The organism is Rhodococcus sp. 320_ES, assembly GCF_059691855.1.
Window position 1 is genome coordinate 188,068 of sequence record NZ_JCAWAG010000005.1, and the last position, 14,695, is coordinate 202,762.

General features: G+C 66.6%; 16 protein-coding genes. 8 read left to right on the plus strand and 8 right to left on the minus strand.

The window, feature by feature from the left end; translation table 11 throughout:
- Position 1: 1 nt before the first annotated feature.
- Entirely contained in the window at positions 2-583 is a 582-nt protein-coding gene (locus tag AC59JP_RS18575) for a suppressor of fused domain protein (protein ID WP_497327292.1), read from the plus strand.
- Positions 584-652: 69 nt separating this feature from the next.
- Here AC59JP_RS18575 and AC59JP_RS18580 read toward each other — a convergent pair whose 3' ends face one another.
- A complete protein-coding gene (locus AC59JP_RS18580) occupies positions 653-1,675 on the minus strand; it encodes a magnesium and cobalt transport protein CorA (protein WP_497327652.1) in 1,023 nt (340 codons plus the stop codon).
- A gap of 155 nt (positions 1,676-1,830) precedes the next feature.
- Between AC59JP_RS18580 and AC59JP_RS18585 the strand changes: the two genes are divergently transcribed.
- From AC59JP_RS18585 to AC59JP_RS18605, 5 genes are all read left to right on the plus strand, one after another.
- Positions 1,831-2,694: a PHP domain-containing protein gene (locus tag AC59JP_RS18585; RefSeq protein ID WP_497327293.1), complete on the plus strand. Its 864-nt coding sequence runs from the start codon at positions 1,831-1,833 to the stop codon at positions 2,692-2,694.
- Positions 2,691-3,305 carry a MarC family protein gene (locus AC59JP_RS18590; protein WP_497327653.1) on the plus strand — a complete coding sequence of 205 codons (615 nt, stop codon included), beginning with the start codon at positions 2,691-2,693 and terminating at the stop codon, positions 3,303-3,305. Before AC59JP_RS18585 ends, AC59JP_RS18590 begins: the two co-directional genes overlap by 4 nt.
- A gap of 4 nt (positions 3,306-3,309) precedes the next feature.
- Complete coding sequence (locus AC59JP_RS18595) at positions 3,310-3,570, plus strand: hypothetical protein (protein WP_497327294.1); 261 nt, start codon at positions 3,310-3,312, stop codon at positions 3,568-3,570.
- A gap of 180 nt (positions 3,571-3,750) precedes the next feature.
- Positions 3,751-4,935: an NAD(P)-dependent malic enzyme gene (locus AC59JP_RS18600; protein ID WP_497327295.1), complete on the plus strand. Its 1,185-nt coding sequence runs from the start codon at positions 3,751-3,753 to the stop codon at positions 4,933-4,935.
- Positions 4,936-5,025: 90 nt separating this feature from the next.
- Positions 5,026-6,270: an HNH endonuclease signature motif containing protein gene (locus AC59JP_RS18605; protein ID WP_497327296.1), complete on the plus strand. Its 1,245-nt coding sequence runs from the start codon at positions 5,026-5,028 to the stop codon at positions 6,268-6,270.
- Here the strand turns inward: AC59JP_RS18605 and AC59JP_RS18610 are convergent.
- The 4 genes from AC59JP_RS18610 to AC59JP_RS18625 are packed head-to-tail and all read right to left on the minus strand — an operon-like array spanning position 6,267 to position 9,674.
- Complete coding sequence (locus tag AC59JP_RS18610; protein WP_497327297.1) at positions 6,267-6,950, minus strand: ABC transporter permease; 684 nt, start codon at positions 6,948-6,950, stop codon at positions 6,267-6,269. The two genes, AC59JP_RS18605 and AC59JP_RS18610, sit on opposite strands and share 4 nt — an antisense overlap.
- Complete coding sequence (locus tag AC59JP_RS18615; RefSeq protein ID WP_497327298.1) at positions 6,947-7,606, minus strand: ABC transporter permease; 660 nt, start codon at positions 7,604-7,606, stop codon at positions 6,947-6,949. Before AC59JP_RS18615 ends, AC59JP_RS18610 begins: the two co-directional genes overlap by 4 nt.
- A complete protein-coding gene (locus AC59JP_RS18620) occupies positions 7,603-8,730 on the minus strand; it encodes an ABC transporter ATP-binding protein (RefSeq protein ID WP_497327299.1) in 1,128 nt (375 codons plus the stop codon). Before AC59JP_RS18620 ends, AC59JP_RS18615 begins: the two co-directional genes overlap by 4 nt.
- The gene (locus AC59JP_RS18625) at positions 8,727-9,674 is read right to left on the minus strand and encodes an ABC transporter substrate-binding protein (protein ID WP_497327300.1); all 948 of its coding nucleotides are present in this window, start codon (positions 9,672-9,674) and stop codon (positions 8,727-8,729) included. Before AC59JP_RS18625 ends, AC59JP_RS18620 begins: the two co-directional genes overlap by 4 nt.
- 259 nt (positions 9,675-9,933) lie before the next feature.
- Between AC59JP_RS18625 and AC59JP_RS18630 the strand changes: the two genes are divergently transcribed.
- Positions 9,934-10,710 (plus strand): glycine betaine ABC transporter substrate-binding protein, encoded by a 777-nt coding sequence (locus AC59JP_RS18630; RefSeq protein ID WP_497327654.1) that lies wholly within the window; start codon positions 9,934-9,936, stop codon positions 10,708-10,710.
- Here AC59JP_RS18630 and AC59JP_RS18635 read toward each other — a convergent pair.
- Genes AC59JP_RS18635 through AC59JP_RS18645 form a run of 3 tightly spaced genes read right to left on the minus strand, consistent with a single transcriptional unit; the run spans position 10,704 to position 13,968 of the window.
- Positions 10,704-11,606 carry an alpha/beta hydrolase gene (locus AC59JP_RS18635; protein WP_497327301.1) on the minus strand — a complete coding sequence of 301 codons (903 nt, stop codon included), beginning with the start codon at positions 11,604-11,606 and terminating at the stop codon, positions 10,704-10,706. The two genes, AC59JP_RS18630 and AC59JP_RS18635, sit on opposite strands and share 7 nt — an antisense overlap.
- Positions 11,606-12,436: an SDR family NAD(P)-dependent oxidoreductase gene (locus tag AC59JP_RS18640; RefSeq protein WP_497327302.1), complete on the minus strand. Its 831-nt coding sequence runs from the start codon at positions 12,434-12,436 to the stop codon at positions 11,606-11,608. Before AC59JP_RS18640 ends, AC59JP_RS18635 begins: the two co-directional genes overlap by 1 nt.
- A complete protein-coding gene (locus AC59JP_RS18645) occupies positions 12,433-13,968 on the minus strand; it encodes a flavin-containing monooxygenase (RefSeq protein WP_497327303.1) in 1,536 nt (511 codons plus the stop codon). Before AC59JP_RS18645 ends, AC59JP_RS18640 begins: the two co-directional genes overlap by 4 nt.
- A gap of 74 nt (positions 13,969-14,042) precedes the next feature.
- Here AC59JP_RS18645 and AC59JP_RS18650 point away from each other — a divergent pair, with 74 nt between their 5' ends.
- Positions 14,043-14,690, plus strand: coding sequence for a TetR/AcrR family transcriptional regulator (locus AC59JP_RS18650; RefSeq protein ID WP_497327304.1), 648 nt, complete (start codon positions 14,043-14,045; stop codon positions 14,688-14,690).
- The last annotated feature ends 5 nt before the right edge of the window (positions 14,691-14,695 follow it).

Below are 14,695 nucleotides of genomic sequence, written 5' to 3' on the forward strand. Positions count from 1 at the left end.
GGTGAGCCGAGACGTCGCCGCCCTGGTTCGGGCCCATGTGATCGCAGCCCTCGACGACGACGCTCCCGGTACGGCGTCGGTGACCTTCCTCGGCCTCGAACCCATCGACGTGCTGCGCTTCGGTTCGGACGCGGAGAGCGTCGTCCGATACGTCACGGTCGGCTGTTCCCGTCATCCGATGGGTGATCCGGGCGCGATGGTGGCGGACCCCGATCGCGGCCCGCGGGCCGAGCTGATCCTGAGCATGCGCGGAGGCGCCGCCGGCATTCACAAGAAGCTGGCCGTGCTCGCGGCGTCGCCCGCCGTCGAAGGGGTCGTGCTGGTGGCGGATGCGCTCCTGGACCTGGGTGAGCCGATGTGGGACGGCGCGCCGTTCACCGCGGTGCTGCTCGGCCGCAGCGCAGAGGTGGACGAGCTTCCCCTCGCAGAACCCGCCGATCCCGTCGTCTTCTTCGACGCGGTACCGATCACCCAGACGGAAGCGGCGTGGGTGCGCTTGCGCGGAGCCGATGCGCTCCGCGACGCGTGGACCGAAGCCGGGATCGACGTGCGGGAGCCGAAACGGGCCGCGGCTGCGTTCTGAGCAGTCGTGCTGGAGCCAGCGGTTCTGCAGCCAGTCGTTCTGCAGCCAGTCGTTCTGCAGCCAGTCGTTCTAGAGCCAGTGGTTCCGCCGGAACGTGGCGAACAACCCGACGCACACCGACGCCACACACCCCGCGACCAGCGGGTAACCGTACGTCCAGTGCAGCTCGGGCATGTTGTCGAAGTTCATACCGTAGATCCCGGCCACCATCGTGGGCACCGATGCGATGGCGACCCACGACGAGATCTTGCGCATGTCCAGGTTCTGCTGCATCGTCACGCGCGCCAGCGCCGCGTCGACCAGGGTGCTCAGCACCTCGTCGAACTCGCCGATCCGCTCCGCGACGGCGGTGTGGTGATCGGCTACGTCGCGCATGTATCGCCGTACGGCCTTCGGGACCGGTGACTCCGACTCCTGGGTGAGGCGAGCCAGCGGCGCCGACAGCGGGCTCACCGCGCGCCGCAGTTCGACGATCTCCCGCTTGAGCAGGTAGATCTGCTCGATCGGCACGTGATGGTTGGGGCTGAAGACTTCTTCCTCCATGACGTCGACGTCACGCTCGATCTTCTCGGTCACGTCGAGGTAGGTGTCCACCACGTGGTCGGCGATCGCGTGCATGACCGACGACGGGCCGAGGGCGAGCCGGTCGGGATTGGCTTCCATGAGCGCACGGGTGGTGGCCAGTTCGGAATGCTGGCCGTGGCGCACGGTGATGACGAAGTCGGCGCCGAGAAAGATCATGATCTCGCCCGTTTCGACGATCTCGTTGGCGGTGGTGACCGAGTCGTGTTCGACGTAGTTCACCGTGCGCAGAACGAGAAACAGGACGTCGTCGTAGCGCTCGAGTTTGGGGCGTTGGTGAGCGTGCACCGCGTCCTCGACCATGAGCTCGTGCAGCCCGTAACACGATGCGACGCTGCCCATCTGACCTTCGTCCGGGGCGTGCAGACCGACCCACACGAAGCCCTCGCCACGCTTGCGCACCTCGGCGATGGCGGCCGAGTGGGTGTACTTGCCCGGCAACCGCTGTCCGTCGACATAGACGGCGCAGTCGACGATGGCGCGCGCGGTGGGAATGGGGAGGCGATGCATCGGCTCGGCCCCGCGCGCAGAGGGGCGCAGCGACGGCAACGAGGGGAGCGAGGGCCTGGTGGGCACGAGCGAGACATCCTTTCCTGTCGAGCCGCTCAATCCTACGTCCGTCCTGGCGCGCGACGCTGCCGCCGCGACCTGACACACTGACCCCCGTGCTTATCGACCTGCATACCCACTCGACCGCATCGGACGGCACCGAATCGCCGTCCGAGCTCGTCGGCACCGCCATCGACGCCGGCCTGTCCGTTCTCGCGATCACCGATCACGACACCACGTCGGGCTGGGCCGACGCGACGGCTGCGCTGGAGGCGTCGGGTTCGTCGATGCGCCTCGTGCGGGGAATGGAAATGTCGTGTGTCGGCCGCGGCGCGGACGGTGACCCGGTGCCGGTGCACGTGCTCGCCTATCTGTTCGACCCCGATCACGAAGCCTTCGCCGCGGAGCGTGAACGTCTACGCGACGAGCGGCGTATTCGGTTGCGCGCCATGGCAGCTCGGTTCCAGGCCGACAATATTCCGCTCGACGCCGACGCGATCCTCGAGGCGGCCGGGCCGTCGGCGGGTCGACCACACTTGGCCCGCGAGCTGGTGAAGTTGGGGTTGGTGTCGTCCGTGTCGGAGGCATTCGAGTCCTACCTGAAAACGGGCGGCAAGTACTACGTCGAGAAAGAGGACGCCCCGCTCGACGCGGCGGTGCGCCTGGTCGTCGACGCCGGAGGTGTTCCGGTGATCGCTCACGCACGGGCACGCACACGCGGCCGCATTCTCGCCGCCGATCACATCGAGGAACTTGCCGCGGGCGGCCTGCTCGGTGGGCTGGAAGTGGACCACCCGGACCACACCGAGGACGACGCGAACTGGCTCCGTGCGCTCACCGTCGAGCACTCGATTGCGGCGACCGGGTCCTCGGACTACCACGGCACCAACAAGACCACGCCGATCGGCGCGTTCACCACCGCTCCCGACCAGTTCGCGATGATCGTCGACCGGGCGAGCGGCGTACCGGTGATCGGATAGCCATGGACGTGACCCTGTACCTCACCGTCGTGGTGACGCTGTTCGTGATCATGGACCCGCCGGGCGCGATCCCGATCTTCCTCTCGCTCGTCGGCCGGAAGTCCCGCGAGGTGCGGAACCGGGCGGCGTGGCAGGCGCCCGCCGTCTCGCTCACGGTGATCACGGTGTTCGCCGTCGGCGGGCAGGCCATTCTGAGCTACCTGCACATCGGCATTCCCGCGCTGCAGGGCGCCGGCGGCTTGCTGCTGCTGCTCATCGCGCTCGAACTGCTGACCGGCCGCGAATCGGCGAAAGCCCCCGGCAACGAGGACGTCAACGTGGCGCTGGTGCCGTTGGGCACGCCGTTGATGGCCGGCCCCGGCGCCATTGCCGCGGTGATCGTCTACGTGAGCCAGTCCAACGGTCGCGCCTCGTCCCTGCTGGCCATCGCCGCCGGCATCATCACCATTCACGTGGTGTTCTTCCTGGTCCTGCGGTTCTCGACGGTGCTCATTCGGATCCTGGGGCAGGGCGGCATCACGCTGCTCGCGCGGATCGCGGGTCTGCTCCTCGCTGCCATCGCCGTGCAGTTGATCGCCGAGTCCGTTCGCGGATTCGTGGCAGGGGGATAGGGCGATGCTGCGCGGATTGAGTGGAAGCGTCGTCGCCGGTCTGGTGGTTCTGATGCTCGTGGTGATCGGAACGGAAATCCTCGGCGGAGATCGGGGTTTCCCCGGTCCCGGCATCTCGACCGTCGTCTGGCACGTGGGTGCGACGATCGTTGCTGTGTTCCTGCAGCGACTCGCGGATCACCGTGGCCGAGCGGTGTCGGTGCTCGGATCGTTCGGCGTCTTCGTCGTGGCGGGCGCCCTCCTGTGGACGCAGTGGTGGAATTAGCAGCCTCGGGCCGTCGCCGTCGGGGGTAATGGCACACTGGGTGCAAGTCGTCGACGGCGCCACCGCGCCCGTCTGTCCCTGCCGGGTGTGCGATGTGCGTGGCTCACCAGCCGCCCGCCACCCGATGCCGTCGCCATTGTTTCGTCGTAGCCCAGTTTCGTCGTAGCCCAGGAGCGTCCCGTGAGCACAGACATCGACCGTCCCGACCTGACCGCCATCACCGACGACGAGATCTTTCGCAGCCACGAGGGCGGGAAGCTGAGCGTCGAGCTGACGGCCCCCCTCGAGAACAAGCGTGACCTCTCGATCGCCTACACGCCTGGTGTGGCGCAGGTCAGCCGTGCGATCGCGGCCGATCAGGAATTGGTGCGGAAGTACACGTGGACCGACCGTCTCGTCGTGGTGGTGAGCGACGGTTCGGCTGTCCTGGGACTCGGCGACATCGGACCGCGCGCGTCGCTGCCGGTCATGGAAGGCAAGTCGGCGCTGTTCAAGAAGTTCGCCGGCCTGAACTCCATTCCGATCGTGCTCGACACCAACGATCCCGACGAGATCGTCGAGACGCTGATTCGTCTGCGCCCGAGCTTCGGCGCCGTGAACCTCGAAGACATCTCCGCGCCGCGCTGCTTCGAGATCGAGCGCAGGGTCATCGAGGCCCTCGACTGCCCGGTGATGCACGACGATCAGCATGGCACCGCGATCGTGGTTCTCGCGGCACTCCTCGGTGCTGCTCGTGTGCAGTCCCGCGAGATCGCCGATCTGAAGGTGGTCATATCGGGTGCGGGCGCCGCCGGTGTCGCATGCGCGAACATGCTGCTGCTCGCCGGGATCCACGACGTGGTCGTGCTCGACTCGAAGGGCATCATCTACGAGGGACGCGACGGATTGAACGACGTCAAGGCAGGCCTTGCCGCTCGGACGAACCCGCGCCACCTCGCGGGAGGCGCAGCCGAAGCGCTGGACGGGGCCGACGTGTTCCTCGGCCTGTCGGCGGGAAAGATCGCCGAGGAGCTGATTGCGTCGATGGCTCCTCGCTCCGTGGTGTTCGCCCTGTCGAACCCGGATCCGGAGATCGCGCCCGACGTCGCCGCCCGGTACGCCGAGATCGTCGCCACCGGTCGTAGCGACTTCGCCAATCAGATCAACAACGTTCTCGCGTTTCCCGGCGTATTCCGCGGTGCGCTGGACGTGGGTGCGCGACGCATCACCGAGCGCATGAAACTGGCTGCCGCGCACGCGATCCTGGAAGTGGTGGCGGACGACCTGTCACCGACGATGATCGTGCCGAGCCCACTCGACCCTCGAGTCGAGCCCGCTGTCGCGGCTGCAGTGGCCGCTGCCGCGAAGGAAGACGGGGTCGCGTAGCGCGGAACGTCCCCGCGGGGACGTTTGCGATCGGGGTTGTCGGTGGGGTCTCGTACGGTGGTCGAACATCGGTTCGATATGGGGGATTCCATGCACACCGTTCGGTCCATCGACGACCTCGAAGAAGAAATCTGCACCCTGGCCGGGCAGATCGCGGCCGGCACCGCTCGGTATCTGGCGCTGCTGGCCGAATTCGACGCCCGCGAGGGCTGGGCCGGCGCGCAGATCAGATCGTGCGCGCACTGGCTGTCGTGGAAAGCGGGCGTGGACTTGCACACCGCGCGCGAGCAGGTTCGAGTGGCGCGGGCGCTCGTCGATCTCCCGGTCATGTCCGCATCGTTCGCCTCGGGTGCCCTGTCCTTCTCCAAGGTGCGGGCGATGACCCGTGTGGCCACCGAGCACACCGAGGAGTCGCTGGTCGAGGTCGCTCTCGTGTCGCCGGCCGCGCACCTCGAGCGCCTGTGCCGCGGGCTGCGCCAAGCCGACGCCGACCCGGCCCGGGAGAACCGATGCGGTGGCCGGTGGTGGTGGGACGAGGACGGTTCGCTGAAGGTTGCGCTTCGCCTCGCCCCGGAAGACGGCGCCAGCTTCCTCGCGGCGGTGACCCGAGCCGAGTACGAGCGCACCCGCACCGGTGACGATCCGGCCGATCTGAACGCCCCGACACCGTCGAACATCGCACCCGCCGTGGTCGCCATGTCGAATATTGTTCGTGCAGAACCGAACTCGCCGATCAACTCACCGGCGGCAGAGGTCATCGTCCATGTCGAGCAGGATGGACACACCCGTCTCGACAACGGGCCCGGACTGGGCGCGGGTGCGACGGAGGAATTGCTGTGCGACGCAACGCTTCGACGGATCGGCCACGGCCGATTGGGTGAAACGCTGACGTTGGGTCGTAAGCGTCGAACGTCCTCGCGTGCTCAACTGCGTGTTCTGCTGATGCGTGACCGGGGCTGCGCGGCGCCGGGATGTGGCCGTGTGCGGTTTCTGCATGCTCACCACGTGACGTTCTGGTCACGTGGCGGGACAACCGATCTCGACAACCTCGTCATGCTCTGCGGTGAGCACCATCGACTGCTGCACGACGGCGCATTCGGCATCGAGGCAGCCGGCGATCAGCGGTTCGTGTTCCAGCATCCGGACGGCAGGGAGATCGAGTACGCGCCGACGGCGAAGGGCACTGCAGACGGCCTCACCGACCGATATCGACACGTCGAATCGTCCGCGGCGACGGCGGACTGGGGTGGCGAACCTCTCGACCTGCCCTACGCGACCGACGTTCTGCTCCGCAACTGGGACCTGGAGCAGAAACGGCGGGATCTGGCGGCCTAGCGGATCGCGGTGCTGACCCGCAGGCGTCCGGTGCCCGGCTGCGACAGCCACACCGCCAGCGCCAGGATGCCGTCGACCACCAGGGCCAACAGCGCGACGAGGATGGCGCCCACCACGACTCGGTCGTAGCGGTAGAGCGCCAGGCCGTCGAAGATGTACCGCCCGAGCCCGCCGAGGTTCACGTACGCAGCGATGGTCGCTGTGGCGATGACCTGGAGCGTGGCGCTGCGAATGCCGCCCAGAATCAACGGCATCGCGTTCGGCACTTCCACGCGGAAGATCACCTGTCGCTGCGTCATTCCCATCGAGTTCGCCGCGTCGACCACCGTGCGATCGACGTTCGCAATACCGGCGTACGTGCCCGCGAGGATGGACGGAATGCCGAGCAGAACGAGCGCGATGACGGGCGGCATCAGACCCAACCCGATCAGCAGAACCAGGAACGTGAGCAAGCCCAGGGTGGGAATGGACCGGAGCGCGTTGACGATTCCGACCAGAAGCACCTCGCCCTTGCGGACATGCCCGATCGCGAGACCCATCGGCACCGCGATGATCGCCGAGAAGAAGACGGCGATGAAGCTGTACCAGAGTTGCTCGAGGAGCCGAGACACGATGCCGGTGGGTCCGGACCAGTTGGCGCCGTCGGCGAAGTAGTCGAACGCCTGCGAGAAGATGTTCATGCGCGCGCCGCCTTGGTTCGGGTGCCGACGCGGGTCCACGGGGTGAGCGCTCGCCCGAGCAGGTAGAGCACCGCGTCGAAGAAGAGCGCGAGAACGACGATTGCGATGATGCCCGCCAGAATCTGGTCGGGGAAGTCGCGTTGGTACCCCTGCGTGAACAGCTGACCGAGTCCGCCGATGCCGATGACAGACCCGACCGACACCAGCGAGATGTTGGTGACGGCGACGACACGAACGTTCGCCACGAGAACCGGAAGGGCCAGGGGGAGTTCGACGGTGATTGCCCGGCGCAGACCGGTGAAGCCCATGGCAGTCGCCGCGTCCACGACGGCGGGGGACACAGAGTCGAGAGCTTCGGGAACCGCACGAACGAGCAGCGCCGTCGAGTACACCGACAGGGCGATCACCACGTTCAACGGGTCCAGCACGCGCAGGCCGACGATCAGCGGCACCGTGACGAACAGCGCCAGGGACGGAATGGTGAACATGATGCTCGCGACCACGAGGGTGATGCGTCGCAACCATGACACCGACCGCACTGCGGCGCCGACGGGGACCGAGATGACGAGCCCGATCAGAAGTGGAACGAGGGCGAGGTACAGGTGCGTCTTGGTCAGGTCGACAACGGTCCCGAAGTTGTCGACGAGGTAGTTCATCGCTCCTGAGCCGTTCGGTCACGATCTTCCTGCTTGCGTTGCGTGGCAAGGAGATCGATGATCTCGGTGGCGTCGACGCCGCCGACGACCACACCCGACTTGTCGACGGCGACACCAATTCCCGACGGCGACGAAATTGCCGCGTCCAGCGCCTGCCGTAGATCGCCGCCGGGGACGAACAGCGATCCGCCCGCCGACGTGCTGTCGTGAAGGCTGCGCCCGTTGCGATGCGCCTCCAGCCCGCCGACGTCCATCCACCCGCCAGGTGCACCGTTCTCGTTCACCAGCAGGACCCATTCGCCGTACTCGAGCTTCAACGACGCGAGTTCCGCTTCGGTCGCGGTGCGAACCGGGTGGACCGACACATCCGCGGCCGTTCGGAACGAGAGGCCGCGGTAGCCACGATCGCGTCCGACGAACGACGCCACGAAATCCGTTGCGGGAGCGGCGAGCACGGTCTGCGGCTTGTCGTACTGCTGCAGCCGCCCACCCGTTCCGAACACGGCAACGCGATCACCGAGCTTGACGGCCTCGTCGATGTCGTGGGTGACGAAGACGATCGTCTTCTTCAGATCTGCCTGCAGCCGTTGCATTTCCGCTTGCAGGTCCTCACGTACCACCGGGTCCACGGCGCTGAAAGGCTCGTCCATCAACAGAATCGGCGGGTCGGCGGCCAGCGCTCGTGCCACACCCACGCGCTGCTGCTGACCGCCCGACAGCTGAGCCGGGTAGCGGTTGGCCAGAGACAGGTCGAGGCCCACGCGTTCGAGGACGCCTAGTGCGGCCTTGCGTGCCTCACGGCGCGAGTCCCCCCGCAGCACGGGAACCGTGGCCACGTTGTCGACCACCGTGCGGTGCGGGAGAAGCCCGGCGCTCTGAATCACGTAACCGATGCCGAGCCGCAGTTTGACCGCGTCGACATTCGCGATGTTCTTGCCGTCGACCGTGATCACACCGGACGACGGCTCGATCATGCGGTTGATCATTCGCATCGACGTCGTCTTGCCGCACCCGGACGGACCGACGAAGACGGTGAACGACTCCGGCTCGATCGTCAGGTTCAGCGAGTCGACGGCAGTGGTCCCGTCCGGGAACTGCTTGGTGACGTTCTCGAAGGAGATCACGAGACCGGCTGGTCGAGACCCTGTTCCTTCACCCAGGCCTGGGCCGCAGCGAGCGGCTCGGTCTTCGCGTCACCCGACACCTCGGTGTTGAGCGCAAGCAGCTCCTCGGTCGTGATCTTCGAGGAGACGGCGTCGAGAACGGTCGTCAGCTTGTCCGACTTCTTGCTCGCGTTGTAGAGCGGCACGATGTTCTGCGCGGCGAACACGTTCTCCGGGTCCTCGAGCACGACCAGGTCGTTCTGCGCGATGGAGGGCGACGTGGTGAAGATGTCGGCCGCATCGACCTGGCCGCCCACCAGCGCCTGCACCGTCGCCGGGCCGCCGCCGTCGGCGATCGTGACGTAGTTGGCGGGCGAAACGTCCACGCCGTACTTGTCCTTGAGGCCGGGCAGGCCCGCGACGCGCTCGGTGAACTCGGGCGTTCCGCCGAACTTCAGCTGAGCCGAGTACGGGGCGAGATCGGCGATGGTCTTCAGATTCCAGCGCTGCGCGGTTGCGCGCGTGACCACGACGGCGTCCTTGTCCTCACCGGGCGCGGGAGTGGAGATGGCCAGATCGGATCCCAGCGCGGCCGGCAGAGCGGCGTCGACATCCGACGCCGACGACGCGGTGGCCGACGGATCCAAGTACTGCAGCAGGTTGCCGGTGTAATCGGGGATCATGTCGATCGAGCCGTCGCGCACCGCCGGAACGTAGGCCTCACGGCTGCCGATGGAGAGCTTGGTGCTGGCGTCGAACCCGTTCGCCTTCAACGCCTCGGCGTAGATGTTGGCGACGATCTCGGACTCGGTGAAGTTCGCGGAACCGACGACGATCGTGTTGGTATCGGTGGACGTGGAGCCGCCACCGCTGCTGAGGGGGTCGGAGTTTCCACCGCATGCGGTCAGCGCCGCCAGCGAAAGAGCTGCGAGGGCAGCGACGGACACACGGGTCAGACGTGACATGGGGGAAGGTCCTTCCATCGGTTCCGGCATTAGCACTGGACTGGTTGCTGCGGCGTCGACAAGCCGGATCTCTCGGCCGCTCTGAGATGGTATCGATAATCAGTGTAACGATAGGGCCGACACGTGACCCTGGTACCGGCGAAAGAGGTGAGCCGCCATCACGATCGGGCGTAGATGGATCGGAGCGCTGGCGACTGCGATCGTGGTGGCTGGATGCACGTCGGCCCCGCCCCCGGGTGGGGTGCCGGCCGGACCGGTGGTGGTCGGGTCCGAGGAGTCGGTCGTGTCCACGGTTCTGGCTCGGATCTACGCCGGCTCCCTGCGTCGCACGGGGGCGGAGGTGACCGTCGCTCCGCCGTCGGCCTCGCGATCGGACGTCGTGGACGCGCTGGATCAGCTCGAGGTGACGTTCGTCCCCGATTTCTCCGGTGACCTGTTGACCGAGCTCGACCCGGAGTCGACGGCGACCACCTCGGAGGAGGTGTTCGACGCGCTCAATCGATCGCTACCGGAATGGCTTTCCGTGTCCGACGCCGCCGGCGCCGAGAATCGCGAAAGTGTCTTCGTGACCGAGGGGACGGCCGCGTCTCTCGCCGGAGCGACGCTGGCCGATCTCGCGCCGATCTGTGCCCGGTCGACGGTCGCGGTGACCGGCGACGCGGACACCGTGCTGGCGCCCCTGCGCGCGACGTACGGCTGCTCGTTCGCCGCAGTGCGGTCCGTGGATGCCGCCGAGGCGCGCGAGTTGTTGCGTCGCAACGAGATTCAGGCGGCAATCATTCCCGCGACCGACGTCGGCGCGGACGATTCTGAAACGCCGGACGTCACCCTCGCCGACACCGACAACGCCTACCGCGCGCAGAACGTTGTGCCGCTGTTCCGCAAGAACTCCCTCGGCGAGGCGCAGACGACGGCGCTCGGTGTGGTGGCCGGTGACCTGACCACCGCGGACCTGGCCGACATGGTCGCCCGGGTCCGCGGCGGTGCCAGTGCCGACGCAGTGGCCGACGAGTGGCTGGGAGAACGCGACTACTGAGTGGTGCGCAGGTGCTCGGTGAGGAACGACGCCAAATGCTTGACGGCGTCGTCCGCCTCCTTCATCAGAGTCGCCTGCAGGTGCGCCACGTGCCAGAGTTTGTCGTACTCGACGTAGGTGAGGTCGACGCCGGCCGTGCGAAGCTTTTCGCCGAAGTCACGCACCTGCTGGTACAGCACTTCCGTGGTGCCGATGTGCATGACCGTCGGGGGGAGGCCCTCCAGCGGTCCGTGCGTGGGAGCGAAGCCGGGGTCGTAACGATCACCGGAGCCGAGATACGCGTCGGCCGAGGTGTACGACCAACCCGTGTTCACCAGCAGATCGCGATCGAACGGTGCGTTGCGGTCACCCGGATCGACCCACGGCGAGATCAGCGCGATGGCCGCGGGCGCTCGGCCCTTGTCCACCATGCGACGCGCCAGGGCGACGGTCATTCCGCCGCCGGCCGAATCACCGGCAATCACAATCGATTCCGGCGCGAAGCCGAGATCGTCGACCAACGAGTCGTACACCGCGGCCGCGTCGTCGAGACCGGCGGGGAACGGATGCTCCGGTGCCAACCGGTAGTCCGGGACGATGACCACGCTGCCCGTGTACTTCGCGAGCGACGCCGTCAGCGGACGGTGCGTGAAAGGCGACCCCATGGTGAACGCGCCGCCGTGCAGGTACAGCACGACCGTCTTGCGTTCGGTGGCGCCGACGGTGACACGTTCTACGGGCACGCCGCCGATGCTCTGCTGACGGAACACGCTCCCGTCCGGCACCGGCTGCGACTTCGCCGAGAAGTGCATGAGCGCACGCTGCGTCCGGAAGGAGAACTTGGGATTGAGCATGACCCGGTAGATCGGTCGCAGCGTTGCGGCCACCACGGGCAGCGGAATCGTGGTGGGTTTCATCAGGACGGCTTCGGCATGACGCGGGTCGCCACGCGGGCAACCACGTTCTGGTACTTCGACCCGGTGATGCGGGTCAGCAGGTCGAGCGCGATCGCGTCGCTGCCGATCAGGACGCGGCCCTTCCCCTTCTCGACGCCCTTGAGGATCACCTCGGCCGCCTTCTCGGGCGTGGTCTTGGCCAGCTTGCGGTCGAAGAACTCCGCGACCGTCTTCTGGTCGTGTCCCTCGGCGACGGTGGAGTTACGGGCGATGGCGGTCTTGATGCCGCCCGGGTGCACGACGGTCACCTTCACCGGGTGCTTCGCGATCATCATCTCGAGACGCAACGCCTCGCTGAATCCGCGCACCGCGAACTTCGCTGCGTTGTATGCGGCCTGCGACGGCATCGCGAGGATGCCGAACAGGGAGGACACATTGACGATGTGACCGTCACCGGACGCGATGATGTGGGGGAGAAATGCCTTGGTGCCGTTGACGACTCCCCAGAAGTCGACGTCGACGATGCGCTCGATGTCCTTGAACGGCGTGACCTCGATGTCGCCGTGGTACGCGATGCCGGCGTTGTTGTAGACCTGGTTGACCTTGCCGAAGTGGGCGACGACGGCGTCCGCGTAGTCGAGCACCGCTTCGCGCTCGGTCACGTTCAGGTGATCGCTCTTGACCTCGGCGCCCAGGGCGCGGGCTTTGTCCACGGTCTCGGCGAGACCGATGTCGTCCATGTCGGAGAGGGCGAGCTTGGCCCCGCGGCCCGCCAGATCCAGGGCCAGCGCGCGGCCGATGCCCGAGCCCGCTCCCGTGATGACCACTACCTTGCCGGCGAATGCGTTCACAGTGCTGCCACCTTTTCCTGAGCGGCCGACGTGACGTCGGCGGAGGGGACGCTGTCGTACGCGTCGAGGTCGAAGTGCTTGGTGATGCGGCGGAAGTCGAAGGTGAATCCCGGCCACAGGGTGGTGTTGTTTCCGTGCTTGTCGAGGTACCAGCTGGCGCATCCGCCGTTCATCCACACCGTGGTCGACATGCGCTTCTGCAGATCGGCGTTGTACTGGTCCTGCACGTCGCGGCGCACCTCGACGATCCCGATCTCGTGCTTGTCGATCGTGTCGATGGCATCGATCACGTAGTTCAGCTGCGATTCGATCATGAACACCATCGACGTGTGGCCCAGACCGGTGTTGGGCCCGACGAGGAAGAACATGTTGGGGAAGCCGGCGACGGACGAGCCCTTGTATCCCTGCTGTCCGCGCTCGTCGAAGACCTCGGCCAACGAGCGTCCGTCCTTGCCGAAGATGCCCTGGAAGGTGGGCGAGTCGGTGACGTGGAAGCCGGTGGCGACGACGAGGGCGTCGATGGGCCGCTCGGTTCCGTCCTTGGTGACGATGGAATTGGCGCGCACCTCGGCGATACCGTCGGTGACGAGGTCGACGTTCGGTCGATCGAGAGCCGGGTAGTAGTTGTTCGAGATCAGCATGCGCTTGCAGCCGATCTGGAAGTTCGGCGTGACCTTCTCACGCAGGCTCTTGTCCTTGATGAGCGTCGCGATGTGGCGACGCGCGGCGAGTTCGAGCGGCTTCATGAAGAGCTTGGACTTGGTGAGGCCGATGACCTGTGTCTCGCGAGTGGCGTAGATGCCGGCGCGCGAGAGGCGCTGGAATCCCGGAACGTGCTTGAAGGCGAAGCGCTCGATCTTGGTGTACTCGCGGTCGGCGCGGGGGAGGACCCACGGCGCGGTGCGCTGGTACACGTCGAGATGCGAGACCTTGCCCGCAATGGCGGGAACGATCTGAATCGACGACGCTCCGGTTCCGATGACGGCGACGCGCTTGCCGGTCAAATCGGCGTCGTGGTTCCACTGAGCGGAGTGGAAGACCTCACCCTGGAAGCCCTCGATGCCCTTGATGTCCGGCAGGTTCGGCTCGGCGAGCGCGCCGACTGCCGACACCAGGATCTTGGCGGTGAAGTTCCCCTTGGTCGTGGTCACGTCCCACCGCGAGGTGTCGTTGTTCCAGCGCGCGGATTCCACCGCGGCACCGAAGACGTGCTTGTCGTACACCTTGTACTTCGCCGCGACGGACTCGATGTACGAGCGGATCTCCGGCTGCTTGGAGAACGAGCGAGTCCAGTCCGGGTTCAGCGCGAACGAGTACGAGTACAGGTGTGACGGAACGTCGCAGGCGGCACCGGGGTAGGTGTTGTCGCGCCAAGTCCCGCCCACGTCGTTGCCCCGCTCGAGCACCAGGAAGTCGTTCTTTCCCTGTTGCACGAGCTTGATCGCGGCGCCGAGGCCGGCGAATCCGCTGCCGATGATCAGCGTGCCCACCGTCGTGGTGGCGGCCGAGTTATCTGTGACTGGAAGACTCATGCACCAGAGATTAGACGCCTACTGAGTCACAGTCAATAGCTATTGACCAAGACTCAATAAGCTGTTCTCATGGAATGGTGAAGAGAACCAGACTCACCCCGGAGCAGCGCCGAGCGCAGCTCATCGAGCTGGGGGTGACCATGCTCGCCGATCGGCGGCTCGAGCAGATTTCGGTGGAGGACATCGCCGACCAGGCGGGAGTCTCGCGCGGCCTGCTGTTCCACTACTTCGCCTCCAAGCACGAATTCCACCTCGAGATCGTGCGGCACAACTCTCGCCAGATGCTCGAGCGCACCGCGCCGGAGGAGGGGCTCGAACCGCTCGACACGCTGTGGTCCGCGCTGACGTCCTACGTGGACTACGTCGAAGACCAGCGCGACACCTACGTGTCACTGCTGCGCGGCACCGCCAGCGGCGACCCCGACATGCGCGCGGTGTTCGAGGAGACTCGCAGCGTCATGGCCGAACGCGTCCTCGACCAGCTTCCCCGGCTGAACATCCCGCGGACCGACGCCATGGACCTGGCCGTGCGCGGTTGGATCGCGTTCGTCGAGGAAGTCACCATTTCCTGGCTCGGCGACCCCAAGATCAGCAAGTCCGAACTGATCGACCTCACGGCTCGGGCCCTGCCCGCGCTCGCCCTGACACCCGACGTTTCCGCCGCACTGCTCGGCGCGAACGCGACCACCGAGGACTCGCGTCGGGCGGTCCCAGTAACGTGATGCGC